We start from the raw sequence: 24835 nt of genomic DNA, 5'->3' as shown, positions 1-24835 counted from the left end.
GACCAGATGGACAAGGTCACGCAGCAGAACGCGGCGATGGTGGAGGAGACGACGGCGGCGGCGCAGGCGCTGTCGGGCGAGACGGAAGCGCTGGCGGGGCTGGTGTTGGGGTTTGCGACGGGGGCGGGGCACCATGCGGCCGCGATGCGCCCGGCGACGTCGGCGGCCATGAAGCGCGCCGCGATGCAGCCGGCTCGACCGGCGGGGGCCCGCGCGCACGCTGCGCCTGCCTCGCATGGCGCACACGCCCCCGCCCGTCCAGTGGCGCAGATGCGCACGGCGGGCCATGGCGGGGCGGCTCCCAAGGCCGCGGCCGTGGAGGAGGGCTGGGAGGAGTTCTAAGGGTTCCCGCCGGAGCGACGACCAGACTGTTTCCAAGACCGCCGCGCCTCCGAGAGGGGGCGCGGCGGTCTTGCGTTGGACGGGTTCGGCGCGCTTGCCCCTCGGATCAGGGATTACCCTTGCCGCCGTGCGCGCCGACCGCCGTGCCGGTCGAAAAGCTGGTGCCGTCCTCGGCCAGCGCCACGTAGAGCGGCGCGAGTTCGGCCGGTTGCCCGGCGCGGCCGAGCGGCGTGTCCTGCCCGAACTCGCCCATCGTGCCCTCGATCTGGCCGCCGGCGACCTGCAGCGGCGTCCAGACCGGACCCGGCGCCACGGCATTGACCCGGACCCCCTTCTTGGCGAGCTGCTTGGCCATGCCCTTGGTGAGGTTCAGGATCGCGGCCTTCGTCGAGGCGTAGTCGATCAGCTCCTCACCGGGGTCGTAGGAATTCACCGAGATCGTGTTGATGATGACGCTGCCCGGCGGCAGGCTCGGGATCGCCGCCTTCGAGACGCGGAACGTGTGGAAGACGTTGGTCTCGTAGGTCCGCACGAACTGCTCGTCGGAAATTTCGGAAATGTCGGCCTTGGACTGCTGGTAGGCCGCGTTGTTGACGAGGAGGTCGAGCCCGCCGAGCGCCTCCACTGCCTGCCGCACGATGCCCTCGCAGGCGTCCAGCGTCCGGATGTCGGCGGGCAGAAGCACGGCCTTGCGCCCGGCCTCACGGATGAGCTTCGCGACGTCCTCGGCGTCCGGCTGCTCGTCGGGATGGTAGTTGATCGCGACGTCCGCGCCCTCGCGTGCGAAGGCGATCGCCGCCGCCCGGCCGATGCCGCTGTCGCCGCCCGTCACCAGTGCCCGGCGCCCGCTGAGCCGGCCGGAGCCGCGATAGCTCGTCTCGCCGCAGTCGGGCACCGGCGTCATCTGCGACTGGAGGCCGGGCCAGGGCTGCTTCTGCTCGGGGAAAGGCTCGCTGGTATAGCGCGTGCGCGGATCGCTGAGGCGCGGCGACCCGTCGGCCGCGGCAACGCTCCCCTCGTTCTGGGTCTGGGCGCCGGCCGGCGCCGCGATGGCGGCGGCGCCGAGGACTGCGCCGCCGAGGACTGTGCGGCGTGACAGGGTTCGATCGGTCATGGCTGAAGGCTTTCCCGGCTGGTGCGACGACGGGACCGCCTCCGACGCCACGGCCGCGACGCCGGCGTTCCCGCGTCTGGAAGCGGGCCGTGCGCGCCGAGGTTCCGCCGCCGCGGCAATTCGCGGCCCTGCCGGCGCAGCGATCTCGTTAGCCGGGAGCGTGCCGTCAGACGGCGGGCGAGGGGGCCGTGCGCCGCGACAGGGCGCCGAGGATGATGCGCTCGGCCCGCCCGAGATAGGCGTCCAGAAGGTCGGCGGCGTCCCTCGGTCGACCGGCCTCCAGCGCTTCCAAGATCGCCCGGTTGCCGTCGATGAAGGGCGCGTGCAGGGCTTCCGGCGTGTCGAGGAGGCCAAAGGCGAGGCGCAGTTCGGCGGCGACCTGCGCGTAGAAGACGGCGAGCCGCGCGCTATCGGCGAGATCCACGATCGCGGCATGAAACGCCATGTTGGCACTCCCGACCGCCTGCCAGTCGCCGGCCTCGTGCCCCGCCTCGGCCCGCTCCACCGCCGCGCGCATGCGGGCGATCGCGGGATGGCGGGGCTCGGCGCCGGCCAGCGCCCGGCACTCCACCAGCCGCCGGACGCGGTAGATGTCGATCACCGCGGCATGGTCGGGCGTGGTGACGAAGACGCCGCGATGGGGCTCGTGGCGCAGCAGCCCGTCCTTGGTGAGGAGCCGGAACGCCTCGCGCAGCGTATTGCGCGACACCGACAGCTCGGCCGCGAGCGCGTTTTCCGACAGGCGCTGACCCGGCAGGAGTTCGCCCGCGATGATGCGGTCGCGCAGCCGCTCGGCGAGCCGCCCGGTGAGCGCGGAGGATGCGATGTCCGGCGCGCTCATGCGATCCGGCCTGCCGCGAAGCCGAGGCTCCCGATCGCTCCTCGCATCGCCATGGCGCTTTCCCGCTCCGTTCGAAGACGCCGCGACCATCGGCCAACCGGCCGCCGCGATCAAGCCGCGCCGGCTTCAACTGGCAACCAACGCACCGGAATTGTTCAAGCAGGCCGCTTCGGCTGACCAACGATCCGGCAGAATGCCTGCCGATTGCACATTTTGCAGGACAGGCATGCAAAAATCGTTGAACAATATTGACGATCGAGTTCAATCGAAGGAAGTTGGCCATCGCAATTCAGCCGCAATTCTCCGGCGCACGCCGCCTTACAGGAGCCAAGACGATGGATCCCGCTTCCCCCGCATCCTCCTTGGCGCCCAGTGCGCCGAGCCTTGCCGAGACCGCTAGCGCCCGCCGCTCGTCGCTCGTTGCCGCTGTCTTCCTGATGGCGACCTCGGCGATCGGGCCTGGCTTCATCACTCAGACCGCCACGTTCACGGCGACCATGGGCGCGGCCTTCGCCTTCGGCATCCTCGCCTCCGTGCTGATCGACTTCGTGGTCCAGCTCAACATCTGGCGCATCGTGGCGGTGACGCGCATGCGCGCCTCCGACATCGCCAACGCGGCGATCCCCGGCGCCGGCTATCTCCTCGCCGTTCTCGTCATCTTCGGCGGCCTGATCTTCAACATCGGCAACATCGCCGGCTCCGGCCTCGGCCTCAACGCGCTCCTCGGCCTGGATCCGAAGATCGGCGGCGCCCTGTCGGCGCTGGTCGCCATCGGCATCTTCTCGTCCAAGCGCGCCGGCGTCGCCGTCGACCGCATCATCGTGGTGCTCGGGCTCTTGATGATCGCGCTGACGCTCTTCGTCGCCTTCACCTCCAACCCGCCGGTCGGCGAGGCGCTGCGCCAGACCGTCTGGCCGGACGAGATCAACTTCGCCACCATCACCACCATCGTCGGCGGCACGGTCGGCGGCTACATCACCTATGCCGGCGCGCATCGCCTGCTCGACAAGGGCACGGTCGGCATCGAGAATCTCGGGCCCGTCACCCGCGCCGCCCTGTCCGGCATTGCGGTCACCGGCGTGATGCGCTTCGTCCTGTTCCTGGCCGTGCTCGGCGTCGTCGCCGGCGGCGTCGCGCTCGACCTCTCGGGCCAGGCGGCCAACCCCGCCGCGCAAGCCTTCTACGCCGCGACCGGCGAACTCGGCCTGCGCCTCTTCGGTGTCGTGCTCTGGGCGGCCGCCATCACCAGCGTGATCGGCGCGGCCTATACGTCGGTCACCTTCTTCAACACGTTCAACCCGCGCATCACCGAGCGCGGCCGCGCTTGGTCGACGGTGGTGTTCATCGCCGTCTCGCTGGCCGCCTACATGGTGGTCGGCACGGCTCCGGCGGCACTCCTCGTCTTCGTCGGCGGCTTCAACGGCCTGATCCTGCCGATCGGCCTGACCATCTTCATCTATGCCGCCTGGGCGCGGCCCGACCTGATGCCCGGCTACCGCCACCCGGCGTGGCTGACGGCGCTCGGCGTCCTGACCTGCGCGCTGACCTGGTGGATGGGCTACAAGTCGATCGGCCCCATCTTCGCCTTCCTCTCGATGTGACCGACGGAGGCCGCACATGACCGCCATCGACCTCAACAGCGATCTCGGCGAAAGCTATGGCGCTTGGGAAATGGGCGAGGACGAGACCATGCTCGGCCTCGTCTCCTCCGCCAATGTCGCCTGCGGGTTTCACGCAGGCGACCCGGCCGGCATCCTGCGCACGCTGAAGAGCGCGGCCGCGCGGGGCGTCGCGATCGGCGCCCACGTCTCCTATCCCGACCGCGGCGGCTTCGGCCGCCGCAACATGGACGTCGCGTCCGAGGACCTGGTCGCCGACGTCATCTACCAGATCGGCGCGCTGAAGAGCCTCGCCGAGGTGGCCGGCACCCGCGTCACCTACGTGAAGCCCCACGGGGCTCTTTACAACACGATCGCGAGCGACCCCCGGCAGGGCCGCGACGTGGTGGAGGCGATCCTCGCCGTCGACCGGTCGCTGGTCCTGATGTGTCTTGCCAACGCGCCGCTGGTGCGGCTCGCCGAGGCCGCGGGCCTCGAGACCGTCTCGGAAGCCTTCGCCGACCGCGCCTATACGCCGGAGGGCACGCTGGTCTCCCGCCGTGAGCCGGGCGCGGTGATCCACGATCCGGCCGTGGTCGCGGCTCGCATGGCGCGGCTGGCCTCGGACGGCGAGATCGAGGCGGTGGACGGCTCGATCATCCGCCTGCGCGCCCAGTCGATCTGCGTCCACGGCGACAGCCCCGGCGCGGTTTCGATCGCCCGCGCCGTGCGCGAGCGCCTCACGGCCGACGGCATCACGATCTCGCCCTTCGCGCCTGCCCGAGGAGACATGTCATGAGCGCTTCCGACAAGCTGGACCCGCTGCGCGAGGCGGGCCGCGCGGCCCGTGCGCAATACCGCGCCGGCCTCGTGCGGTCGACGGCCGGCGTCGCGCCGGGCTTGACGCAGGCCAACATGATCGCCCTGCCGCGCGACTGGGCCTTCGACTTCCTGCTCTATGCCCAGCGCAACCCGAAGAGCTGCCCCGTCCTCGACGTTCTGGAGGCGGGTTCGCGCGAGACGGTGCTGGCCGATGGGGCGGATGTCGCGCGTGACATCCCGCTCTACCGCGTCTGGCGCGACGGGCGGCTGGTGGACGAGGTACCCGATGCCGCCGCCGCCTACGAGGAGGCCGGCGACCTCGTCACCTTCCTGATCGGCTGCTCCTTCACCTTCGAGGCGCCGCTTCAGGAGGCCGGCATCGAGGTGCGCCACATCACGGACGGCACCAACGTGCCGATGTACCTGACCAACCGCCCCTGCCGCCCGGCCGGGCGCCTGTCCGGCCCGATGGTCGTGTCCATGCGGCCGATCCCGGCGGCCCGCGTGGCGGACGCCGCCCTGATCTCGGGCCGCTTTCCCGCGGTCCACGGTGCGCCGGTCCATGTCGGCGACCCCCAGAGCCTCGGCATCGCCGACCTCGCCAGGCCCGACTTCGGCGATGCCGTGCGCATCGAGCCCGGCGAGATCCCGGTCTTCTGGGCCTGCGGGGTGACGCCGCAGGCGGCGGTGATGGCCTCGCGCGTGCCCTTCGCCGTCACCCACGCGCCGGGGCACATGTTCGTCACCGACGTGCCTGACGCTGCCTACCACGTCTGAGGATCCCGGATGCGCATCCTTCCCGTCAGCCTGCGGGTCGTGCTGGTCGAGCTTGCCGACCTCGACGAGACGCTGGCGCTCTTCGCCTCTCTGGAGGCGCAACCCTTGGCCGCGGTCGAGGAGATCGTGCCGGCGGCGCGCACGCTTCTCGTGCGCTTCCGGCCGGGAACGCTCCCCGATATGGCGGCCTTTGCCGCCGACCTTCGCGCCCGCGACATCTCGGCAAAGGCCGCGCCCTCCGAGCGCCTCGTCGAGATCCCGACGCTCTATGATGGCGAGGACCTCGACGACGTCGCGCGGCTGACGGGCCTCGCGCCGGAGGCAGTGATCGCCCGGCACGCCGCCTCCGAGTTCACCGTCGCCTTCACCGGCTTTGCGCCGGGCTTCGGCTATCTCGTCGGCGGCGATCCCGCGCTCCATGTCGCGCGGCGCCCGAGCCCGCGCACCCGCATTCCCGCCGGCACCGTGGCGCTGGCCGGCCCGTTTGCCGGCGTCTACCCGCAGGAAGGGCCGGGCGGCTGGCAGCTGATCGGCACGACGCCGCTCAAGATGTTCGACCTCGCGCGCGACCCCTCGACCCTGTTCCAGCCGGGCACGCGCGTGCGCTTCACGCGGCTGGCCGACCGGGCGGCGTTCGATGCCATCGCCGCGCGGGAAGCGGCGCGCGCGCAGGCCGTTGCCGCGCCCGCGCTCCCCGGCGGCACGCGCTTGCTCGTGACCGCCGCGCCGATGCCGCCGCTGTTCCAGGACGACGGCCGGCCGGGGCAGGCCGCGCAAGGGGTCTCCGCCTCCGGCGCGCTCGACCGCGCCGCGCTCCATGCTGCCAACCGGCTCGTCGGCAACGAGCCGGGCGAGCCGGCGCTCGAGATCGTCGGCGGGGGCTTCACCGTCACGGCGGAGGGACCCGCCGTCGTCGCCATCGCTGGCACGGACGCGGCGCTCGAGATTCGCGACGCGGCGGGCCGCCGGCAGATCGCCGAGGCCTATCGCCCGGTCTCGCTCGAGCCCGGTGACCGTGTCACGCTCCAGGCGCCCCCGCACGGCCTTCGCACCTATCTCGCGGTCCGCGGCGGCTTTGCCGTCGAGCCGGTGCTGGGGTCGGCGTCGGTGGATTCTCTCGCCCGCCTCGGTCCTTCCGCCGTCGGCGTCGGCGACCGGCTGGCGGTGAACGCCCGGCCGCCCCGTCGCCCCGTCGGCGCGCCGGAGGTGCCCCCGGCCGATCTCCCAGTGCCCGGCGAGACCGTGGTGCTCGACGTCGTCATGGGCCCGCGCACCGAATGGTTCACCGATGCCGGCATCCAAACCCTGACGGCGCAGACGTGGACGGTGACGCCGCTCTCCAACCGCGTCGGCCTGCGCATCGAGGGTGCGGTGCCGCTCGAGCGGCGCGATCCCAAGGCCGAACTGCCGAGCGAGGGCACGGCCAACGGCGCGATCCAGGTGCCGCACAACGGCCAGCCCGTCCTCTTCCTCGCCGATCATCCGCTGACCGGCGGCTATCCCGTCATCGCGACGCTCGCCGAGCACCATCTCGACCGGGCCGGGCAGATCCCGGTCGGCGCGCGCATCCGCTTCAACGTAATCCGGCCCTTTGCCGAGATCGAACCCGAACGCAGCGAAGGTCGCCCATGAGAAAAGTCCTGATCGCCAATCGCGGCGAGATCGCGCTTCGCATCGCCCGGGCCTGCCGCGACCACGGCGTCGCCTCCGTCGCCGTCTATGCCGACGTCGACGCCGACGCACCATTCGTGCGCTTTGCGGACGAGGCCTATCCGCTCGGCGGCAACGCGCCCGCCGACACCTATCTCCACATCGAGAAACTGCTCGACGTCGCGCGGCGTGCGGGCGCCGACGCCGTCCATCCCGGCTACGGCTTCCTGTCCGAGCGGCCGGAATTCGCCCGCGCGGTGACGGAGGCCGGCATCAACTGGATCGGACCCGACGCTCGTGTGATCGAGGCGCTCGGCGACAAGACGCGCGCGCGCGAGATCGCGGCCCGCGTCGGCGCACCGCTGGTGCCGGGCTCCGACGGACCGGTGAAGGACGCCGGCGAGGCTTTGGCCTTTGCCGAAGCGCACGGGCTGCCGATCGCGATCAAGGCGGCGTTCGGCGGCGGCGGGCGCGGCATGAAGGTCGCCTGGAGGCTGGAGGAGGTGGAGGAGCTCTTCGCCTCCGCGACGCGCGAGGCAGAAGCCGCCTTCGGGCGCGGCGAATGCTTCGTCGAGCGCTTCCTCGACCGGCCCCGCCATGTCGAGGCGCAGATCCTCGCCGACCGCCACGGCACGGTGCTCGTCGTCGGCACGCGCGACTGCTCGCTGCAGCGCCGGAACCAGAAGCTGGTGGAGGAGGCGCCCGCGCCCTTCCTTAGCCTTGAACAGCGCGAGCGGATCCACGAGGGCGCGCGCGCCGTGTGTGCCGAAGCCGGCTATGTCGGCGCCGGCACGGTGGAGTTCCTCCTGGGGCAGGACGGCACCATCTCGTTCCTCGAGGTCAACACGCGGCTGCAGGTCGAGCATCCCGTGACGGAGGAGACGACCGGTCTCGACCTCGTGGTGGAGCAGCTTCGGATCGCCGACGGCGAGCCTCTGCGGATCACCTCGACGCCCGAGCCGCGTGGTCACTCGATCGAATTCCGCATCAATGCCGAAGATCCCGCTCGCGGCTTCCTGCCGACGCCGGGTCCCGTCACCCTGTTCGACCCGCCCTCGGGGCCGGGCGTTCGGGTGGATGCCGGCGTCGTGTCGGGTTCGGTCGTGCCGGGATACTTCGATTCGATGATGGCGAAACTCGTCGTCACCGGGCCGACGCGCGCGGCGGCGATCGCGCGCGCGCGCCGCGCCCTCTCCGGGTTCCGTATCGAGGGCGTCGCGACCGTTCTGCCGTTCCACCGGGCGGTTCTGGACGCGCCGGATTTCGCGGGCGACGCGCTGCGCGTCCACACCCGCTGGATCGAGACGGAGTTTGCCGGCGAACTGGCCGCAGCCCCCCGCCCCGAGCCGCTCGACGAGATGGCGACCGTGCGGCTGCCGGTCGAGATCGACGGGCGCCGTCACATGCTGGGATTGCCGGCGGCCTTTCTGGCCCGGCTCGGCACGACCGGCGGCGCGCCGGTCGCCGCCGCAGAGGAGACGCCGGCGGACGCTGCGCGTCTCGCGGCGCCCGTCGCCGGGACGTTGCAGGGCTGGCGCGTCGAGGACGGCGCTCGCGTCGAAGCCGGGCAGGTCGTCGCCGTGATGGAGGCGATGAAGATGGAAACGCAGGTGACGGCCCATGCGGCCGGCACCATCGCGCTCGTCGCCGAGCCCGGCGCCTATCTCCAGGCGGGCGAGGCGCTCGCCCGGATCGAGGCGGGACCGGCCTGACGCCGGTCCGCCTGCCGGGACCTCAGGCGCCGAGCGCGTAGGCGTGGATCGTCGCCGCGCCGAAAGGACGGTCGAGATCGGCCATGGCGATGGCATAGTGCGAGCGGATGGTCTCGATATGGACCGGTGTGGCGACGAGGTCGGCGGCGATGCGGTCGAACCCGCCGCGCCCGCCCGGTGCCGTGACGCCTGCGCGCACCACCGCGTCGGCATAGGCGTCCGCGTCGTCCTCCGAGAGGCCGAGATGGCCGGCGGCCCACAGGCCGACCAGCCGGTCGGCGCGCGCGCGGTCGCAGAAGGACCGGCGCTCGGCCAGCGCGTGGCGGGTTTCCGACAGTTCGTGGAGACGATCGATGTCCTGCATGAGTCCGCTTCCCCTCGTTGATCCCCGTCGCCGGCATCTCGGGCGACAGGGACGAGGCTAGGCGACGGCTCTCAAGGGAGCGCGAATCTCAAGACGACAATTGAATCGAACGGCCGGGAAAAGTGTTGCCCAACCGTTAATGCGGCCCCGCGAAACCGGCTTGTGCGCTTACGATCTCGCGAGGATTCGATCACGCTCCCGCGATCAGGACCGCGCCACCGAGTGCGAGAAGATGTCCTCCTCGTCCCAGCCGAGGAGGTCGAGCTTGGCGCGCGTCGGCAGGAAGGCGAAGGCGGCTTCGGCGATTTCCAGACGGTCCTCGCGCTCGAGGCGCTTCAGGAGCACGCCCATCAGGTCATGGAGATAGAGGACATCCGAGGCGGCGTAGTCGAGCTGGGCGGGGGTGAGCGTTTCGGCCGCCCAGTCCGAGGACTGCTGCTGTTTCGACAGGTCGACCCCGATCAGTTCCTTCGACAGGTCCTTGAGGCCGTGCCGGTCGGTATAGGTGCGCGTCAGTCGCGAGGCGATCTTGGTGCAGAAGACCGGCTGCGTCATCACGCCGAACGCATGGTAAAGCGCGGCGATGTCGAAGCGGGCGTAGTGGAAGATCTTGCGCTTCGTCGTGTCCGCCAGAAGCGCGCAGAGGTTGGGCGCCTCGCGCTGGCCCTTTGCGATCTGCACGATGTCGGCGGTGCCGTCGCCCGGCGACAGCTGCACCACGCAGAGACGGTCGCGCCGGGTGTCGAGGCCGAGCGTCTCGGTGTCGATGGCGACCGATCCGGTGTAGCGGGCGAGGTCGGGAAGGTCTCCCTTGTGGACGCGGATCGTCATGGCTGCGGTCTCCAGGCCCCTTCGGGCGGGGCGTATGTCGGGTGGATGCGTTTCGTGCGCGGGGCATAGCGGATTTCGCGCCCCGGCCAAACCCCGCGTTGCGGGCGGCGGCCCAAAAACGCGCACGTCGGGCCCGTGTCAGCCGCCTTCGGCCAGGAACCAGGCGACGAGCTCGGCGCCGTTGCGCACGCCGACAGCCCGCGACAGGCGCAGGCGATGTGCCTCGATCGTGCGCGGCGACAGGCCGATCGCCGCTGCGATCTCGCCATTGGTGCGCCCTTGCGCGACCAGCGCGAGGATCTGGCGCTGGCGGCCGGTCAGTTGCAGCGTCGCGCCGGTGACCGGCCGGTTCAACGGCTGGAACGCGTAGATCGCCTCGGCGAACGGATCGGCCGCGCGGCGCGAGCGCCCGTTGACGCGCGCCCAGAAGCGCCGGCCCATCGCCCCCCGCATGATACGCTCGTCCTGGTAGACTTGGCCGCCCGGCAGATGGCTGCGCCACATCTCGCCGGTGCGCACGAAGTCGTCGAGAGCCGGGTAGAGGCGCGAGAAGCTGGCGTCGATCAGGTCCCGCCGCTCGAAGCCGAAGAGCGCCGCGAACTCGGCGTTGCAGTCGCGGATGATGCGGTGGGTGGCGAAGACGAGGGGCACCGGCAGTTCGGCGAGCGCGAAGCGCGGGGCGGCGTCGTCGGGCGGGGCGCGTGCGGACATGCCGTAGAAATACGACTCGCCGCCCCCGGCGGGCAAGCCCTAGCTTGGCTCACAAGACAGGTCCGGCGGGGCCGGCGACGGGGAGGCACGGAGCGTTGCGAAAAGTTCATTCCACGGCGACGGAGGCGCTGGCCGGCCTCCTGCGCGACGATATGGTGGTTATGGCCGGCGGCTTCGGCCTCTGCGGCATTCCCGAGGCCCTGATCGACGCGGTGCAGGAGTCGGGCGTCAAGGGCCTGACGGTCATCTCCAACAACGCGGGCGTCGACGGGATCGGCCTCGGGCGGCTGCTCGCCACGCGCCAGATCGCCAAGATGATCTCGTCCTATGTCGGCGAGAACAAACTCTTCGCGCAACAGTACCTGTCGGGCGAACTGGAGCTGGAGTTCAACCCGCAGGGCACGCTCGCCGAGCGCATCCGGGCCGGGGGAGCTGGCATTCCGGCCTTCTTCACCAAGACCGGTGTCGGCACCCTGATCGCGGACGGCAAGGAGGTGCGCGAGTTCGACGGCGAAACCTACGTCATGGAGCGCGGGCTCTTTGCCGATCTCGCGATCGTCCACGCCCATACGGGCGACGCGCAGGGCAACCTTATCTATCGAAAGACCGCGCGCAACTTCAATCCGATGATGGCGACGGCGGCCAAGGTGACGGTCGCCGAGGTCGAGCACATGGTGCCGGTGGGCTCGATCGACGCCGACCACATCCACACGCCCGGCATCTTCGTGCAGCGGATCGTCCACGTGCCGAACCCGGACAAGCACATCGAGCAGCGCACCGTGCGAAAGCGCGAGACCGCCGGCGCACCGGCCGCCGCAGGGGAGGAAATCTGATGGCCTGGACGCGCGACCAGATGGCGGCCCGCGCCGCCCGCGAACTCGAGGACGGGTTCTACGTCAACCTCGGCATCGGCATCCCGACGCTGGTGGCCAACCATATCCCGGCGGGGATCGAGGTGGTGCTCCAGTCCGAGAACGGCATGCTCGGCATGGGTCCCTTTCCCTATGAGGGCGAAGAGGACGCCGACCTCATCAACGCCGGCAAGCAGACCATCACCGAACTGCCGATGACGAGCTTCTTCTCCTCGGCCGACAGTTTCGCGATGATCCGGGGCGGGCACATCGACCTGTCCATCCTTGGCGCCATGCAGGTGGCGGCCAACGGCGATCTCGCCAACTGGATGATCCCCGGCAAGATGGTGAAGGGCATGGGCGGTGCGATGGACCTCGTCGCCGGCGTCAAGCGCGTCGTCGTGGTGATGGAGCACGAGGCCAAGGGCGAATCGAAGCTCCTGCCCGAATGCACCCTGCCGCTGACGGGCGCGCGTGTTGCCGATCTCGTGATCACCGATCTCGGCGTCTTCACGGTGGAGCGCAAGGGGCCGGAGCGCCTGACGCTGATCGAGCTGGCCGACGGCGTGACGCTCGACGAGATCCGGGCGAAGACCGCGGCGAGTTTCGAGGTCGGGCTGTAGGGGCCCGGCGCACAGGGGGCTATCGGCTGCCTTGGCGGTCGCCGGCCGGACAGAATCCTCCGGCTGGCCTTCCGGCTCGCAGCACGACGAGCTTTCAGAGCGACAGAGGCGAGGTGTAACCGGTGAGCTCCAGATAGCCCCGGCCGCCCTCCGTCCGCACCGCTCCCTCCCAGTAGACGGGCAGGCCCCCGGCGCGCCCGTCGAGCTCCTGGTCGTCGAAGAGGGGCTGGAGGGGCAGGCGTCGCTCGCCCTCGGGCAGGCGGACCACCAGCACCTGTTCCACCGGATAGGTCGCGCCCGTCCGCTCGGAGCGCCAGCGGCGCACCGGCTCGAAGCGGACGTCGCCCGGCCCGAGGCGCACGATCGTGCCGTCCGGGCGGCGCCACGAGCCGCCGGCATAGACCGTGTCCACCTCGCGGCCCCGCATGCGGAAGGCGACGAGCGCCGAGCAGTCGTCGAAGTTGAGGCCGGTCCAGTCCCAGCCGCTGGCTTCCGGCGCGAGGTACTGGGACGACCATTCGCGGTCGAGCCAGGCTTCGCCAGTGACTTGCTCGACGCCCCCGGCGCGCGCCAGCGTTCCCGAAACCTCCAGATGCGCCAGCGAGTAGTAGTAGCTCGCCTCCCCCTCGCGGGTGCCCTTGCGGCTGTAGCCGTCGTCGCCCTGGAGGAACTCGGCTTGCGTCGGCCGGAAGGCGAGGTCGTAGGAAAAGTTGGGCGTGCGCACGGTGGTCGTCCAGCGACCGTCCGCCTCGCGCCGGATGTGCCAGTCGCGGATCGAGACATCGGCGTTCCCGGTCGCCGCGCCGGCAAGGCCGAAGCCCTCGCGTGCGGAGCGCTCGCCGTGCAGCAGCTTGCCGACCGCGGGATCAGAAATCGCGGCGTGGGCGAAGAGGACCTGGGCCGGCGCGAAGCGGCTGGGATTGGCCGGGTCGATGCTCGGCCGGGTGCGGAAGAAGGTCACCTGAAAGCCGAGCTCCTCGCCCGTGCCCGTCCGGAGCCAGCCGGTGACGTACCACCATTCGGTGCGGAAATCGGGATGAGCGCCGTGGTCGGCGGGAAAGGAGAGCGACACGCCGGGTCGCACCACCGGATACTCCTGCGCCCGCGCCGGCAGGACGAGGACGGCGAGCGACAGAAGAAAAGCCAGAGCCACCCGCATCACCAATCCTCCCGAACGGCCTGCACCGCACCTTGCGCCGTCGCGCGGCGGCCCGCGAGCACGGCGGTCAGCGCGGCGGCGGCAACCAGCACGGCGGCGACAAGTGCCAGCGTCCCCCATGGGACGCGCGTGCCCATGGTCCAATTGAAGCTCTGCGGGTTGATGACGTGGATGAGCACCTGGGCCAGCGCGAGGCCGAGAACGGTGCCGGCGACCGCGCCGACGGTCCCGAGGAGCGCCCCTTCCAGACCCAGCATGGCGCGGATCTGCGGCCGCGAGACGCCGAGATGGCGCAGCATGCCGAACTCGCGGGTGCGCGCCAGCGTCTGCGCCGAGATCGTCGCCGCGACGCCCGACAGGCCGACCAGCATCGCGACCGCCTGAAGGACGTAGGTGACGGTGAAGGAGCGGTCGAAGAGGTCGAGCGCGAAGGCGCGCAGCTCGGCCGGCCGCGCGAGGTTGGCGGGGCTTCCCGGCGGCAGGGCGGCGAGAAGCGCACGGCCGACGGCATCGCCGTCCGCGCCGGGCGCGAGCGTCACGGCCGCCTCGTCGCGCGTCGGATCACCGGTGAGCCGGGTGTAGTCGTCGCTCGCGATCGCCACGGCGCCTTGCTGGCGCGCATAGTCGCGCCAGATGCCGGCCACGAAGAAGCGGGCGTCCTGCCCGATCGGCAGCATGATGGTGGCGCCCGGACGCCAGCCGTAGAGCCGCGCGGCGGGCTCGGAGACATAGACCGGCAGGCTCTCCACGGGGGGCGGCGCCTGCGTCGTTTCCACCGAGCGCAGGAGCCCGCCCGTCTCGCCGTCGTGGATGTCACGGGCGATCAGCACCACGGGCGGACGGTCCGGCGCGACCGAGAGCGGAAGCTGGCGGCTGAACTGGATCGTGCCGACGCCCGGCACCTCGAGAAGGCGCGCCTGCGTCGCCGAATCGAAGCCGCTGCCGGCGCCCGCGCGAAGATAGAGGTCGGCCGAGAGCACGTCGCCGAGCCAGTCGTCGACGGCGGTGCGGAAGCTCGTGACCATGGTCGCCATGGCGATCACGAGCGCGGTCGAGGCGACGATGCCGCAGAGCGCCGTCGCCGCCTCGCCGGGGCTGCCCTGAACGTGGCGCACGGCCAGCTGCGCGGGGACGGCGCGCGGCGGCCGGTGCACCAGCGGCTTCAGGAGTTGGCGCGCGAGCCACGGCACGCCGGCCACGCCCCCTGCCAGCATTAGCGCCATGCCGGCAAAGCCGAGTATGGGCAGGTTCGCGATCGGCGGCGCAAGGCTGGCGAGGACGCCGGCGCCGAGGAGAGCCGCGGCGGGGATGATGGGCACGCGTGAGCGTGGATCGACGAGGTCGCCGGTGTTCTTGAGGCTGGCGGCGGGCGCCGCCCGCGAGGCGGCCCGCGCCGGCAGGGCGCTGCCGAGAAGCGCGGCGAGGAGGCCGAGCGCGAAGAACACGCCGGCCGCGACCGGCTGGAACACGACGCGCGCCGCGCCGCCCTCGAAATAGCCGGCGCCGAGATCGCCGCCGAGGAGCCGCAGCGCGAGCGTCGCAAGGCCGTAGCCGAGGAGAAGGCCGAGACCTGCGCCGACGATGCCGATCACCAGACCTTCCAGCGTGACCGCGGCGACGACGCCGCCGCGCGGCAGCCCGAGCGTGCGCAGGAGCGCGAAGGTGCGCAGGCGCCGGGCGACCGAGAGCGCCTGCGCCGAGAAGACCAGGAAGCCTCCGGTCAGGAGCGCGACGAGCGCCAGCATGTCGAGATTGACGCGATAGGCGCGGCTGAGGGCAGATCCCTGGCGCGCCTCCGTCTCGTCCGTGCCGAGGCTGGCGTTGGCCGGCAGGACGGTGGGGAGGGCGGCCTCGGCGGCTGCCCGGTCGCTCACCGACAGGTCGATGCGGTCGAGGCGGCCCAGCCGGTCGAAGCGCCATTGCGCGGCCGCGATGTCGATCGTTCCGAGCCGCTCCGTGTCGCCCGCCCCGTCCAGCGTGCCGGCGATGCGCAGCGGCACGGTGCGCCCGTTGGCCGAGACCTCGATCGTGTCGCCGATCCCGGCGCCGGTGCTGGCGAGCGCCGCGCGCGACAGGAAGAGGGCGTCGGGCGAGAAGACCTCGGCGCGGTTCTGGTCGACGCCTTGCGCGTTCAGTCCGATCAGGCTCGGCGTGACGCGGGCGGCGCGCAGGACGTCGAGGCCGAGAAGCGTGAACGCGGCGCCGCCCGCCCGCGCGTCGAGCGCGACCACGGGGCTCGCATCCTCGACGCCGCCGGCCAGCGCGATCGCCCCATAGGCCGCCTCGTCGAAGCCGAGGGGGCTTGCCGCCCGCACCTGGAGATCGGCCGCCCCGTTGACCGAGCGCACCGCGCCCTCGAAGGAGGCGAGCGCCGAGCCGTTGACGAGATGGACGGCGAAGCCGAGCGCGACGCCGACGGCGATCGCGAGCGCGGTGAGGAGGAAGCGCGCGGGGTGCGCGCGCCCCTCGCCGACGATCAGCCAGCGCAGCGCGAGGCGGGCCTGGCCGAGGCCGGCGTCAGTCATCGGAGGCATTCAGGCCCGTGGCGGTCAGGGTCAGGACGCGGTCGGCGACCGCGGCGGTGGCGGGCGAATGGGTGACGATCACGGCCGCCGCGCCCCCTTCGCGCACCGCCGAGGCGAAGAGCTCCAGGACCCGCGCGGCGGTGTCGGGGTCGAGATTGCCGGTCGGCTCGTCGGCGAGGATGAGGGCCGGCCGGTGGACGAGCGCGCGCGCGATGGCGACGCGCTGCAACTCGCCGCCCGACAGGTCGCGTGCATAGTCGCCCGCCCGCCCGCCGAGACCGACGGCGTGGAGAAGCCGCTCGGCTTCCGACGTCGCCCGCGTCGCATCGGGCGAGACGAGCGCCAGCGGCAGGGCGACGTTCTGGCCGAGCGTCAGGTAGGGCAGAATGTGGAAGGCTTGGAAGACGAAGCCGATGAGCTCGCGGCGAAGCGTCGTGCGCGCCGTCTCGTCGAGCGGCCCGAGCGCGGTGCCGCCGACCTCGACGACGCCCCGATCCGCCTCGTCGAGGCCGGCGAGGATGTTGAGGAGCGTCGACTTGCCGGTGCCGGATTCACCGACGATCGCGACGAGCTCGCCGCCGGCGACCGCGAGATCGAGCCCGGAAAACAGCTCGCGCCCCCCCGGCACGGTCTTGGCGAGGCCGCGCACGACGAGGCGGGCGTCGGTCGCATGGGTCGCGGTATCGCGGGTCGGAAGCGGGGCGAGATCGTTCGGCATCGCGCCGGAAACTGGGGCGTGGCGCCCGGCGATCCAGCCACGCGGCCTGTCGCCGGACGCCGCAGGGTGGTTAGGCGTCGACCTGTCGCAGCCAGTCCCGCGCAAGCGCGAGGTCCATCTGCGACAGGCCGTGGCCGACGGGAAGGACCTCGTGCCGCACGTTGGCCCCGCCCTCGCCCAGCATCGCGGCCAGGCGCTCGGCGTTGGCGGCGGGCACGATCGGGTCCATCGCGCCGGACAGCATCAGGACGGGCGTCCCCGGAAGCGCGAAGGCGGGCGGCCGGGCCAGCGGCACCATCGGGCGGATCAACGCGGCGCCGGCCAGCGCATCGGGCTGCAGCATCAGGAGCGCGGCCGCGATGTTGGCGCCGTTGGAGAAGCCGACCGCGATCGGAGCGGGGAGACGATAGGTCGCGCGCGCCTCGGCGATGAAGTCGGCGAGCTCATGGGCGCGCGTGACGACGTCCGCCTCGTCGAAGACGCCCTCGGCCAGGCGCCGGAAGAAGCGCGGCATGCCGTTTTCCAGCACGCGGCCGCGCGGCGACAGGAGCGCGGCGCCGGGGCTCAGCGCCGCGCCGAGGCCGAGAAGATCGCTCTCATCGCCGCCGGTCCCGTGCAGGAGCAGGAGCGGCGCCTTGGACGCGTCGCCGGCGGGTACGAAGCGATGGATATGCGACAGGGTCGTCTCGCTCATGATGTCCTCCAGCGGGAAGGGGCAGGGCGGCTCTCGGCCGCCCCGCTTCGGGTTTCGTCAGGCCGCCTCGGTTCCGAGATCGGGCAGCACGCTTTCGATGCGGGCGCGGTGGGACTCGAGCCCCGCCGGCAGCTTCAGGGTCTGCCCGAGCGTCGCCGCCGGCTCATCCACGGCAAAGCCCGGCGCGTCGGTCGCGATCTCGAACAGGACATGGCCCGGCTCACGGAAATAGACCGAGCGGAAGTAGTTGCGGTCGCGCTGCTCGGTGACCCCGATCCTGTGGTTCTCGACGAGACGCCTCGCCATCGCCGCCTCCGCCGCATCGTCCGCCGCCCGGAAGGCGACGTGATGGACGGAGCCGGCCCCCGGCCGGGGCTTCAGGAAGCCGCCGACGGCCCGGATGTCGACGATGCCGCCGACCGAAACACTGTCCACCTGGAAGCGCGTGGTCGAGCCCTCCGATCCGAGTTCCCGGAAGCCGAGGACGTCGGTCAGCACCGCGCCGGTCGGCGCCTTCTCCTCCAGGAGGAGGCTCACCGAATGGAAGCCGCGGATCGCGACCTCCGGCGAGATGCCGCCCGCGGTCCAGCCAAGCTCGGTCTCCGCGCCGGACACCGCGACCAGCGCGAGGTGCATGCCGTCCGGGTCGCGGAAGGCGAGCGCCGTCTCGCCGAAGCGCTTGACCGGCGGGTCGAAGGCGACGCCGCGCTCGATGAAGCGGTGCGTCCAGAAGCCGATCGAGCCCTCCGGCACGCGGAATACGGTCTCCTGCGTCTCGCCGACGCCGAGCCGGCCGGGCGCCGCGTGCTCCCAGGGGAAGAAGGTCAGGATCGTGCCTGGCGAACCGGCCTCGTCGCCGTAGTAGAGGTGCCAGGTGCCGGGATCGTCGAAATTGACGGTCCGCTTCACCAAGCGAAGCCCGAGCGTGTCGGTGTAGAACCGCACGTTGCGCGCGGCGGGACCGGCGATGGCGGTGACGTGGTGGATGCCGTGGCTCATGTCGGATCTCCATGGATCTCGTTGCGTGGACCCAACATAATCGCAATGGCGGCCACGCGTCAGGTGCAGCATGATTGCATCCGTGCAATGCTGCGCTTGCAGCTTTGGGAAGGGCAGGAGGCATGGATCTCGATCGACTGGCGTGGGACGACCTGCGGCTCGTCGGCGCGGTGGCCGAGACGGGGACGTTGCCGGCGGCGGCCGACCGGCTTCATGTCGCTCACTCCACCGTGTTCCGGCGGCTGCGCCAGATCGAGGCCGCGATGGGCTGCGCGCTGTTCGAGCGCGGGGGCGCGCGGCTCGTGCCGACGAGCGCCGGCGAGGAAATCGCGGCGGTCGCGCGCACCGTGGCGGAGGCGGTGGACGCTGCCGCGCTCCGCTTCGCGGGCCGCGAGCCGCTGCCGTCCGGCGATGTGCGGGTGACGACCAACGATTCGCTCCTCGTCCATTTCCTGACGCCGCTGTTTGCCGGCTTCCGGCGCCATTGCCCGGCGGTGCGGCTCGACGTCGTGCTCGGCAATCCGGCGCTGAACCTGTCGAAGCGCGATGCGGACGTCGCGATCCGCGCGACCGACCGGCCGCCCGATACGCTGGTCGGCCGCAAGAGCGCCCGCATCGCCTGGGCACTCTACAAGGGGCGAACGGGGACGACGGAGGATTTCGTGTCACTCGGCGACGCGATGGGCGGCATGGCCGTGGTGCGGCATGTCGCGTTGACGATCCCGCCCGAGCGGATCGGCTACCGCGTCAACACGGTGCTGGGGCTCGCCGAGGCGGTCGAGGCGGGGCTCGGGCGCGGCTACCTGCCCTGCTTCGTCGGCGACGCGCGCGCCTCGCTGCGGCGGCTCGGGGACCCGGACGAGCGCTTCGCGACCGATCTCTGGCTCCTGACCCATGCCGACCTTCGCCACGTGCCGCGCGTGCGCGCGCTGATGGACTACCTCGCCGAGCGGGTCGCGGCCGAGCGTCCCCTTCTCGAAGGCGAGCGGCCGCAGCCCGGCTAACGAAGCGCCGATCGCCGCAGGCTCGAAAACCGGGAACCTCCCGGAATCGCGGTGGATTCGTTTCGAATGGAACAGAAATCCACCGTCCCGACCCCGACCCCGACCCCGGACGGCGGCGCGCCGCAGAGGCGCCGCTCGCCCCGCCGTGCGTCCTCCGCTCCGGCGGGGGAGGCCCCGACCGAGCTTGTCGCCAAGGCGCGCCTCGTCCACGACCGGCTCTGCGCCGTCTACGGCTGCCCGATCGGCTACTTCCACGACCTCGATCCTTTAAGCGAACTCGTGTCCTCGCTCCTGTCGCACCGGACGCGCAACGCCGACTCGGGGCGCGCCTTCAAGGCGCTGCGGCAGCGGTTTCCCGACTGGGCCGACGTGATCGCCGCGCCGACCGGAGAGGTGGAGGCGCTGATCCACGGGGTGCGCTGGCCCGAGCTCAAGGCGCCACGCATCCAGGCGATCCTGGCCGGCGTCCGAGAGCGGACGGGCAATCTCGATCTCGGCTTTCTCGCCGAGATGGCGCCCGAGGCGGCGCGGGCGTGGCTGGAGGCGCTGCCGGGCGTCGGGCCGAAGACCAGCGCCGCGGTCCTCTCCTTCTCGACGCTGCGCATGCCGGCCCTGCCGGTGGACAGCCATCACCACCGGGTCGCGATCCGGCTCGGACTGATCGGCGCGGAGGTCGCGGTCGGCCCGTCGCACCCTGTTCTGCGCGCGCAACTGCCCGACGACTGGAGCGCGCAGGACCTCTACGACAACCACGAGGTGTTGATGCTGCACGGACAGAAGGTCTGCCACCACCGGCGCCCGGCCTGCGGCCGCTGCACGCTCGCCGACATCTGCCCGAGCGCCTTTCAGGTGGACTGACCGCCGGGCCTCTCGATGGGGCCCGGCGGTCATCGTTCGGTCAGAGCGGCCCGTCGATCCGGCTGGGGGCGATCGGGTCGGAGGCCGGGAACGTGTCGTCGAGCGCCTCGTCGAGTTCCTCTTCCTCCGTCATCGGCCGTTCCTGATCGCCCGGCGTGCGCTTGTCCTCGGCGATCGGCGGCAAGGGTGGCGTGTCACCGGGTCGCGCCCCGTCGCCGGTCTGGACGAGCCCGTCCTCGCCGATCGGCGCGGGCAGGATCGGGTTGGGGCGGTCGGCGTCGTTCTCTTGCATCGACATGGGTCATCCTTCTTCGAGATTGTCGCGGTCAGCCGGCACCGGCGTCGTCTCCGGTCTCGCCATCGTCCGGCAGGCTTCCCGCGCCGGGGGTGGCATCGGGGTTGGTGAGTTCCGGCTTGGCGTGGGGGCCGGCGCCGGGCGTCTTGGCCTCGTCCTTCGGATCCTGACGGGTGTCGGGCTCGGCGCGACCGGAATGGGGGGGCGCACCGTGTGTCACTCCGCTCATGCTGCCTGTCCTCCGCTGACCTCTTCGGGAGAAGGACGCCAGCGGGCCGGTCGGGGTTCCCGACGCGTTCGCAATGCAGCCACACGTTCGCGCAAGGCTCGCGGGGAACGCTGGCATGCCGGCACCCACCCAACCGCCGGCAGGAGGCCGCCATGAGGATACGCCTGAGCGAGATCACCGAGGGTCAGGGCGAGATGCTGCGACGGCTCGACGACGGCCCGGCGCGCGACAGCGTCGGCCTCCACACCGGGGACCTCGCCACCGACGAGCTGCGCCGCTGCCTCGAGCTTCATGCGCTGGGTCTCGTGTCGGTGGCGATCGGATGGCGCGATACGTGCTGGTTCCGCCTCACGGCATCGGGCCGTCGCCTCGGGCGTCAGCTGCCGGCCTGATCGTCCCACCAGGCGCTGGAGCGATCGAGAAACCGCCGGAGAAGCCGATCACCGTCCGGCGTCAGCACGGATTCGGGATGGAACTGGATCCCGAAGGTCGGATGGGTACGGTGCGACAGGGCCATGATCTCGCCGGCGGGCGAGCGGGCGGTGACCCTCAGGTGCTCTGCCATCTCCTCCGTTTCGCGCACGATCAGCGAGTGGTAGCGCCCGGCCTCGAGCGGCCGGGCGAGACCCTCGAACAGGTCCTCGCCGTCGTGCTCGAGCAGCGAGGCGCGCCCGTGCATGGGCTCCTCGGCGCGCTCGACGCGACCGCCGAACCGCAGGCCGATCACCTGATGCCCGAGGCACACGCCGAGGATCGGGATCCGGCCCGACAGCGCGCCGACGGCCTCCAGGCAGATGCCCGCCTCCGCGGGGCCGCAGGGGCCGGGCGACAGGACGAGCGCGCGCGGCGCGAGCGCACGGATGCCGGCGAGATCGACCCGGTCGCTGCGCACCACCGAGACCGCCGCGCCGTGCCGCTCGAGATAGCGCGCGAGGTTGTGGGTGAAGCTGTCGTAGTTGTCGAGAACGAGGATCATGGGGCCTCGAACGCGGCGAGGATGCGCGCGGCCTTGGTCTCGGTCTCCGCCCATTCCGCCGGCCCGTCGGACAGGATCGTCACGCCGCCGCCGGTGCCGAACGAGACGGTGCCCGGCTCGAACTCCAGCGTGCGAATCGAGATCGACAGGTCCGCCGCGCCGCAGAACGAGAGTGCGGCGACCGAGCCGCAATAGAGCCCGCGCGGCGCGCCTTCGATCGTGGCCACGATATCGGTCGCGCGGATCTTCGGCGCGCCGGTGATCGAGCCGCCGGGAAAGGCCGCGGCGATCAGCGCCCCGACGCCGAGGCCCGGCCGGAGACGCCCGGTGACGGCCGACACGAGGTGGTGCAGCCCGGCATAGGACTCCAGCGCGCAAAGCTCGGGCACGTCGACCGAATCCGGCTCGCACACGCGCGACAGGTCGTTGCGCAGGAGATCGACGATCATGACGTTCTCGGCCCGGTCCTTCGGCGAGGCGAGAAGAGCCTCGGCGGCGGCCCGGTCGGCCGCTTCGTCGCCTGAGCGCCGGATCGTGCCCTTAATCGGGCGCGTCTCCACATGGCCATCGCGAAGGCGCAGGAAGAGCTCGGGCGAAGCGGAGGCGACCGTGCGGTGCGGCTCCTCGAGGAAGGCGGCGTAGGGCGCGGGGTTCACGGCGCGCAGCCGCAGATACAGGGCGAACGGATCGAAGCCTTCAGGCAGTACGGCCCGGAGCCGGCGCGACAGATTGGCCTGGTAGACCTCGCCGTCGAGGATCAGCGCCTTCACGCGCTCGACATCGGCGGCATAGGCGGCAGCGTCGCGGCTCGAACGCCAGAGGGGCCCGGTGGCGGGCAGGGCGCCGAGGGCGGGCGCGGGGGCGGCCAGCGCGGCCTCGAAGAGATCGAGCCGTTCCCCGGCCCGCCGCTGCCGGTCGGCAAAGGGGGCCGCCGCATCGAGCGTCGGTGAAAAGCCGGCGGAGACGAGGCGGGCCGTGCCATCCTCGTGGTCGAAAACGAGGGCGGTGTCGTAGAGGCCGAAGCCGAGGAGTGGGCGCCGCGAATCGAAGCCCGCCGGCCGATGGAGGTCTTCGAGGAGATGGCCGGCCTCGAAGTCGATCGTGCCGACGAGACCTCCGGCGAAGGGCGGGGCGTCGGCCTCCCGCTCGCTCCGGTAGCGCCGGAGCAGCGCATCGAGCGCTTCGAACGGCGGTAGGCCGAGAAGGGCGCCGTCGAGCCAGGTGCCGGAAAGGTCGGCGTCGAAGCGCGCGAAGGGTGCCGCGGCCAGGATCGACCAGCGGCCGTTTCTCGGATGCAGGCGGGCCGAATCCAGCCATGCGAGGCCGCCGAGCCCGCGCAGCCGCGCCGCCGCCTCGGCGGGAGAGGGGATGTCGATCGTCCGCTGCCACATGGAGCGAGGCTCCTACAGCATCGCCCGGCAAACCGGTATGGCGAAGTTGGCCTCAGCCGACCCCGGTCGGCCCGTCGAGCACGACGCGCACCTTGCGGGTGAGGTCGTGGCGCGAATAGGGCTTGTTGATGATGTCGAACTCGGTGCCGCCGGCGTCCGAGCGCTCCAGCGACGCCTGCGCGTAGCCGGTGGTGAGGAGGATGCGGATGCGCGGGCGCAGCCGCCGCGCCTCGCGCGCCAGCACGACGCCGTTCATCCCGCCCGGCATCACGAGGTCGGAGAACAGCATGTCGAAGGGCTCGCCCGCTTCGAGGCGCCGGAGCGCGGCGAGCGGCGTCGTTTCGACCGTGACCGTGTAGCCCTGGTCCTCCAGCATGTCGCGCGCGAGTTCGGCGACCTCGGCCCGGTCGTCCACCACGAGGATGCGCTCGTGGCCCTGCCGCTCGGTGATGCGCACGCGCTGGGGCGAGACCGTCTCGTCGCCGACCGCCGCGGGAAACAGGAGCTCGACCGTGGTGCCCTCGCCCTCGCGCGAGGTGATGTGCACCGTGCCGCCGGACTGCTTGGCGAAGCCGTAGACCATCGAGAGGCCGAGGCCCGTGCCCTTGCCCTCCTCCTTGGTGGTGAAGAACGGGTCGAGGACGCGGGCCAGCACCTCGCGCGGCATGCCCGATCCCGTGTCCTCGACGCAGACCGAGACGAAGGCGCCCGGCACCACGCCGTCGAGATGGACGGCGTCCTCGATCGAGACCTGCCGGTTGCGCGTGCGGATGCGCACCGTGCCCCCGGCGGACGCCGACATGGCGTCGCGCGCGTTGATCAGGATGTTGAGGAGAGCGACCTCGGCCTGCGTCGGGTCGATGCGGCAGGTGACGAGATCGGGCGCGAGATCGGTCTCGACCGTGATCTGGTCGCCGAGCGTGCGCGCGGCGATGTCGCTCATGCCCTTGACGAGGCCATTGAGGTTGACGAGCCGCCCCTCCAGCCGCTGCTTGCGGGCGAACGCCAGGAGCTGCTGCGTCAGCGTGACGGCGCGGGCCGAGGCCGAGCGCACGTTCTCCACCGCGCGCACCGTACGGGCCCGGTCGATCTCCGGCCGGTCGAGCTGGGCCGCGATCACCTCGACATAGCCGGTGACGATCTGCAGGAGGTTGTTGAAGTCGTGCGCGATGCCGCCCGTGAGCTGCCCGAGCGCCTCCATCTTCTGCGCCTGCCGCAGCCCTTCCTCGGCGTCGCGCCGGCGCGACACGTCGAGCTGCGAGCCGAAGAAATAGACGAGCTTTCCGTCGGGATCGTAGACCGGCGAGATGAAGAGCGCGTTCCAGAAGGTCGAGCCGTCCTTGCGGTAGTTCAGGATCTCCGTCGCCATCTCGCTGCGGCTTTCGATCGCAGCCCGCACCTCGGCGATCGTCGCGCGATCGGTGTCCGGCCCCTGCAGGAAGCGGCAGTTGTTGCCGACGATCTCCTCGCGCGAGTAGCCCGTCATCTGGATGAAGGCGTTGTTTGCGAAGACGATGGGGTTGTCGGGCTGGTAGGGATCGGTCACCGTCATCGGCATGCGCGTCGTCTCGACGGCGGCAAAGAAGATGTCGTCATGGCTGTCCAGCCGCCCCGCGGCGCTGGAGCGCACCGTCGGCCGAGGACCGTCGAAAGGCGGGGGGCTGTCGAAACGGTTGGTCATGGCGGCCCTGTGACGACGAGACGGGGGACGGGAGCCGTCCGGTCTGATATGGCTTGCGAGCAAGACATGT

Annotated in this window: 25 protein-coding genes and 1 pseudogene; 11 read left to right on the top strand and 15 right to left on the bottom strand. The window is 71.6% G+C overall.

Annotated features, from left to right (window positions below):
- A pseudogene (locus tag BM175_RS22820) lies at positions 1-342 on the top strand (hypothetical protein); the annotation flags it as partial.
- A gap of 106 nt (positions 343-448) precedes the next feature.
- On the opposite strand, the gene BM175_RS18935 reads toward BM175_RS22820, so the two are convergent.
- Both BM175_RS18935 and BM175_RS18930 read right to left on the bottom strand, forming a co-directional pair.
- Positions 449-1456, bottom strand: coding sequence for an SDR family oxidoreductase (locus BM175_RS18935; RefSeq protein ID WP_090965851.1), 1008 nt, complete (start codon positions 1454-1456; stop codon positions 449-451).
- Between the two features lie 166 nt (positions 1457-1622).
- A complete protein-coding gene (locus BM175_RS18930; RefSeq protein ID WP_090965849.1) occupies positions 1623-2297 on the bottom strand; it encodes a GntR family transcriptional regulator in 675 nt (224 codons plus the stop codon).
- 335 nt (positions 2298-2632) lie between these two features.
- Here BM175_RS18930 and BM175_RS18925 point away from each other — a divergent pair, with 335 nt between their 5' ends.
- From BM175_RS18925 to BM175_RS18905, 5 genes are read left to right on the top strand one after another with little or no spacing between them, the layout of a single operon-like run.
- The gene (locus BM175_RS18925) at positions 2633-3898 is read left to right on the top strand and encodes an NRAMP family divalent metal transporter (protein ID WP_244546078.1); all 1266 of its coding nucleotides are present in this window, start codon (positions 2633-2635) and stop codon (positions 3896-3898) included.
- Positions 3899-3914: 16 nt separating this feature from the next.
- The gene (locus tag BM175_RS18920) at positions 3915-4694 is read left to right on the top strand and encodes a LamB/YcsF family protein (RefSeq protein ID WP_090965845.1); all 780 of its coding nucleotides are present in this window, start codon (positions 3915-3917) and stop codon (positions 4692-4694) included.
- Positions 4691-5494, top strand: a complete 804-nt coding sequence (locus BM175_RS18915) for a putative hydro-lyase (RefSeq protein ID WP_090965843.1) — start codon at positions 4691-4693, stop codon at positions 5492-5494. Before BM175_RS18920 ends, BM175_RS18915 begins: the two co-directional genes overlap by 4 nt.
- A 9-nt stretch (positions 5495-5503) precedes the next feature.
- The gene (locus BM175_RS18910) at positions 5504-7126 is read left to right on the top strand and encodes a 5-oxoprolinase subunit B/C family protein (protein WP_090965841.1); all 1623 of its coding nucleotides are present in this window, start codon (positions 5504-5506) and stop codon (positions 7124-7126) included.
- Positions 7123-8856: an acetyl/propionyl/methylcrotonyl-CoA carboxylase subunit alpha gene (locus tag BM175_RS18905; RefSeq protein ID WP_090965839.1), complete on the top strand. Its 1734-nt coding sequence runs from the start codon at positions 7123-7125 to the stop codon at positions 8854-8856. Before BM175_RS18910 ends, BM175_RS18905 begins: the two co-directional genes overlap by 4 nt.
- Positions 8857-8878: 22 nt before the next feature.
- On the opposite strand, the gene BM175_RS18900 is transcribed toward BM175_RS18905, so the two are convergent.
- The 3 genes from BM175_RS18900 to BM175_RS18890 all read right to left on the bottom strand — a co-directional run bounded on the left by BM175_RS18900 (position 8879) and on the right by BM175_RS18890 (position 10762).
- Positions 8879-9220: an ATPase inhibitor subunit zeta gene (locus tag BM175_RS18900; RefSeq protein WP_090965837.1), complete on the bottom strand. Its 342-nt coding sequence runs from the start codon at positions 9218-9220 to the stop codon at positions 8879-8881.
- A gap of 204 nt (positions 9221-9424) precedes the next feature.
- Complete coding sequence (locus BM175_RS18895; protein WP_090965835.1) at positions 9425-10051, bottom strand: ribonuclease D; 627 nt, start codon at positions 10049-10051, stop codon at positions 9425-9427.
- 138 nt (positions 10052-10189) lie between these two features.
- Positions 10190-10762, bottom strand: a complete 573-nt coding sequence (locus tag BM175_RS18890) for a helix-turn-helix transcriptional regulator (protein WP_090965863.1) — start codon at positions 10760-10762, stop codon at positions 10190-10192.
- 95 nt (positions 10763-10857) lie between these two features.
- Between BM175_RS18890 and BM175_RS18885 the strand changes: the two genes are divergently transcribed.
- Both BM175_RS18885 and BM175_RS18880 read left to right on the top strand, forming a co-directional pair.
- Positions 10858-11595, top strand: coding sequence for a CoA transferase subunit A (locus BM175_RS18885; protein WP_090965833.1), 738 nt, complete (start codon positions 10858-10860; stop codon positions 11593-11595).
- Positions 11595-12236 carry a 3-oxoacid CoA-transferase subunit B gene (locus tag BM175_RS18880; protein WP_090965831.1) on the top strand — a complete coding sequence of 214 codons (642 nt, stop codon included), beginning with the start codon at positions 11595-11597 and terminating at the stop codon, positions 12234-12236. The genes BM175_RS18885 and BM175_RS18880 overlap by 1 nt, the downstream gene beginning before the upstream one ends.
- A 94-nt stretch (positions 12237-12330) precedes the next feature.
- On the opposite strand, the gene BM175_RS18875 is transcribed toward BM175_RS18880, so the two are convergent.
- The 5 genes from BM175_RS18875 to BM175_RS18855 all read right to left on the bottom strand — a co-directional run bounded on the left by BM175_RS18875 (position 12331) and on the right by BM175_RS18855 (position 18331).
- Entirely contained in the window at positions 12331-13395 is a 1065-nt protein-coding gene (locus BM175_RS18875) for a lipocalin-like domain-containing protein (protein WP_090965829.1), read from the bottom strand.
- Positions 13395-15920 (bottom strand): FtsX-like permease family protein, encoded by a 2526-nt coding sequence (locus BM175_RS18870; RefSeq protein ID WP_090965828.1) that lies wholly within the window; start codon positions 15918-15920, stop codon positions 13395-13397. The genes BM175_RS18875 and BM175_RS18870 overlap by 1 nt, the downstream gene beginning before the upstream one ends.
- Positions 15913-16638, bottom strand: coding sequence for an ABC transporter ATP-binding protein (locus BM175_RS18865; protein WP_090965826.1), 726 nt, complete (start codon positions 16636-16638; stop codon positions 15913-15915). Before BM175_RS18865 ends, BM175_RS18870 begins: the two co-directional genes overlap by 8 nt.
- A gap of 70 nt (positions 16639-16708) precedes the next feature.
- On the bottom strand, positions 16709-17332 hold the full coding sequence (locus tag BM175_RS18860; protein WP_090965824.1) for an alpha/beta hydrolase: 624 nt from the start codon (positions 17330-17332) through the stop codon (positions 16709-16711).
- Between the two features lie 57 nt (positions 17333-17389).
- Positions 17390-18331, bottom strand: a complete 942-nt coding sequence (locus BM175_RS18855) for a VOC family protein (RefSeq protein ID WP_090965822.1) — start codon at positions 18329-18331, stop codon at positions 17390-17392.
- Between the two features lie 122 nt (positions 18332-18453).
- Here BM175_RS18855 and BM175_RS18850 point away from each other — a divergent pair, with 122 nt between their 5' ends.
- Both BM175_RS18850 and BM175_RS18845 read left to right on the top strand, forming a co-directional pair.
- Positions 18454-19335 carry a LysR family transcriptional regulator gene (locus BM175_RS18850; protein WP_090965820.1) on the top strand — a complete coding sequence of 294 codons (882 nt, stop codon included), beginning with the start codon at positions 18454-18456 and terminating at the stop codon, positions 19333-19335.
- A gap of 66 nt (positions 19336-19401) precedes the next feature.
- Positions 19402-20193 (top strand): endonuclease III domain-containing protein, encoded by a 792-nt coding sequence (locus tag BM175_RS18845; protein ID WP_090965818.1) that lies wholly within the window; start codon positions 19402-19404, stop codon positions 20191-20193.
- Positions 20194-20233: 40 nt separating this feature from the next.
- Here the strand turns inward: BM175_RS18845 and BM175_RS18840 are convergent, their stop codons facing one another.
- Both BM175_RS18840 and BM175_RS18835 read right to left on the bottom strand, forming a co-directional pair.
- Positions 20234-20491, bottom strand: a complete 258-nt coding sequence (locus tag BM175_RS18840; RefSeq protein ID WP_090965816.1) for a hypothetical protein — start codon at positions 20489-20491, stop codon at positions 20234-20236.
- A 28-nt stretch (positions 20492-20519) separates the two neighbouring features.
- On the bottom strand, positions 20520-20717 hold the full coding sequence (locus BM175_RS18835) for a hypothetical protein (RefSeq protein ID WP_210284105.1): 198 nt from the start codon (positions 20715-20717) through the stop codon (positions 20520-20522).
- A 152-nt stretch (positions 20718-20869) separates the two neighbouring features.
- On the opposite strand from BM175_RS18835, the gene BM175_RS18830 reads away from it, so the two are divergent.
- Positions 20870-21109 carry a hypothetical protein gene (locus BM175_RS18830; RefSeq protein WP_090965814.1) on the top strand — a complete coding sequence of 80 codons (240 nt, stop codon included), beginning with the start codon at positions 20870-20872 and terminating at the stop codon, positions 21107-21109.
- Here the strand turns inward: BM175_RS18830 and BM175_RS18825 are convergent.
- Genes BM175_RS18825 through BM175_RS18815 form a run of 3 tightly spaced genes read right to left on the bottom strand, consistent with a single transcriptional unit; the run spans position 21094 to position 24765 of the window.
- Positions 21094-21693, bottom strand: coding sequence for an anthranilate synthase component II (locus BM175_RS18825; protein ID WP_090965812.1), 600 nt, complete (start codon positions 21691-21693; stop codon positions 21094-21096). The two genes, BM175_RS18830 and BM175_RS18825, sit on opposite strands and share 16 nt — an antisense overlap.
- Positions 21690-23084 carry an anthranilate synthase component I family protein gene (locus BM175_RS18820; RefSeq protein WP_090965810.1) on the bottom strand — a complete coding sequence of 465 codons (1395 nt, stop codon included), beginning with the start codon at positions 23082-23084 and terminating at the stop codon, positions 21690-21692. Before BM175_RS18820 ends, BM175_RS18825 begins: the two co-directional genes overlap by 4 nt.
- Positions 23085-23136: 52 nt before the next feature.
- Positions 23137-24765, bottom strand: coding sequence for a histidine kinase famiy protein (locus tag BM175_RS18815; RefSeq protein ID WP_090965808.1), 1629 nt, complete (start codon positions 24763-24765; stop codon positions 23137-23139).
- Positions 24766-24835 lie beyond the last annotated feature (70 nt).

It is taken from the genome of Aureimonas phyllosphaerae, from assembly GCF_900113065.1.
Taxonomy (GTDB): domain Bacteria; phylum Pseudomonadota; class Alphaproteobacteria; order Rhizobiales; family Rhizobiaceae; genus Aureimonas; species Aureimonas phyllosphaerae.
Note: the sequence above shows the minus strand (reverse complement) of the source record. Positions and strands in the feature narration are given on the sequence as shown.

Bases quoted from the DNA above. Each gene is read 5' to 3' on its own strand.
- BM175_RS18935 (WP_090965851.1), bottom strand. From the start codon at position 1,456: ATGACCGATCGAACCCTGTCACGCCGCACAGTCCTCGGCGGCGCAGTC.
- BM175_RS18930 (WP_090965849.1), bottom strand. From the start codon at position 2,297: ATGAGCGCGCCGGACATCGCATCCTCCGCGCTCACCGGGCGGCTCGCC.
- BM175_RS18925 (WP_244546078.1), top strand. From the start codon at position 2,633: ATGGATCCCGCTTCCCCCGCATCCTCCTTGGCGCCCAGTGCGCCGAGC.
- BM175_RS18920 (WP_090965845.1), top strand. From the start codon at position 3,915: ATGACCGCCATCGACCTCAACAGCGATCTCGGCGAAAGCTATGGCGCT.
- BM175_RS18915 (WP_090965843.1), top strand. From the start codon at position 4,691: ATGAGCGCTTCCGACAAGCTGGACCCGCTGCGCGAGGCGGGCCGCGCG.
- BM175_RS18910 (WP_090965841.1), top strand. From the start codon at position 5,504: ATGCGCATCCTTCCCGTCAGCCTGCGGGTCGTGCTGGTCGAGCTTGCC.
- BM175_RS18905 (WP_090965839.1), top strand. From the start codon at position 7,123: ATGAGAAAAGTCCTGATCGCCAATCGCGGCGAGATCGCGCTTCGCATC.
- BM175_RS18900 (WP_090965837.1), bottom strand. From the start codon at position 9,220: ATGCAGGACATCGATCGTCTCCACGAACTGTCGGAAACCCGCCACGCG.
- BM175_RS18895 (WP_090965835.1), bottom strand. From the start codon at position 10,051: ATGACGATCCGCGTCCACAAGGGAGACCTTCCCGACCTCGCCCGCTAC.
- BM175_RS18890 (WP_090965863.1), bottom strand. From the start codon at position 10,762: ATGTCCGCACGCGCCCCGCCCGACGACGCCGCCCCGCGCTTCGCGCTC.
- BM175_RS18880 (WP_090965831.1), top strand. From the start codon at position 11,595: ATGGCCTGGACGCGCGACCAGATGGCGGCCCGCGCCGCCCGCGAACTC.
- BM175_RS18875 (WP_090965829.1), bottom strand. From the start codon at position 13,395: ATGCGGGTGGCTCTGGCTTTTCTTCTGTCGCTCGCCGTCCTCGTCCTG.
- BM175_RS18870 (WP_090965828.1), bottom strand. From the start codon at position 15,920: ATGACTGACGCCGGCCTCGGCCAGGCCCGCCTCGCGCTGCGCTGGCTG.
- BM175_RS18865 (WP_090965826.1), bottom strand. From the start codon at position 16,638: ATGCCGAACGATCTCGCCCCGCTTCCGACCCGCGATACCGCGACCCAT.
- BM175_RS18860 (WP_090965824.1), bottom strand. From the start codon at position 17,332: ATGAGCGAGACGACCCTGTCGCATATCCATCGCTTCGTACCCGCCGGC.
- BM175_RS18855 (WP_090965822.1), bottom strand. From the start codon at position 18,331: ATGAGCCACGGCATCCACCACGTCACCGCCATCGCCGGTCCCGCCGCG.
- BM175_RS18850 (WP_090965820.1), top strand. From the start codon at position 18,454: ATGGATCTCGATCGACTGGCGTGGGACGACCTGCGGCTCGTCGGCGCG.
- BM175_RS18845 (WP_090965818.1), top strand. From the start codon at position 19,402: ATGGAACAGAAATCCACCGTCCCGACCCCGACCCCGACCCCGGACGGC.
- BM175_RS18840 (WP_090965816.1), bottom strand. From the start codon at position 20,491: ATGTCGATGCAAGAGAACGACGCCGACCGCCCCAACCCGATCCTGCCC.
- BM175_RS18835 (WP_210284105.1), bottom strand. From the start codon at position 20,717: ATGAGCGGAGTGACACACGGTGCGCCCCCCCATTCCGGTCGCGCCGAG.
- BM175_RS18830 (WP_090965814.1), top strand. From the start codon at position 20,870: ATGAGGATACGCCTGAGCGAGATCACCGAGGGTCAGGGCGAGATGCTG.
- BM175_RS18825 (WP_090965812.1), bottom strand. From the start codon at position 21,693: ATGATCCTCGTTCTCGACAACTACGACAGCTTCACCCACAACCTCGCG.
- BM175_RS18820 (WP_090965810.1), bottom strand. From the start codon at position 23,084: ATGTGGCAGCGGACGATCGACATCCCCTCTCCCGCCGAGGCGGCGGCG.
- BM175_RS18815 (WP_090965808.1), bottom strand. From the start codon at position 24,765: ATGACCAACCGTTTCGACAGCCCCCCGCCTTTCGACGGTCCTCGGCCG.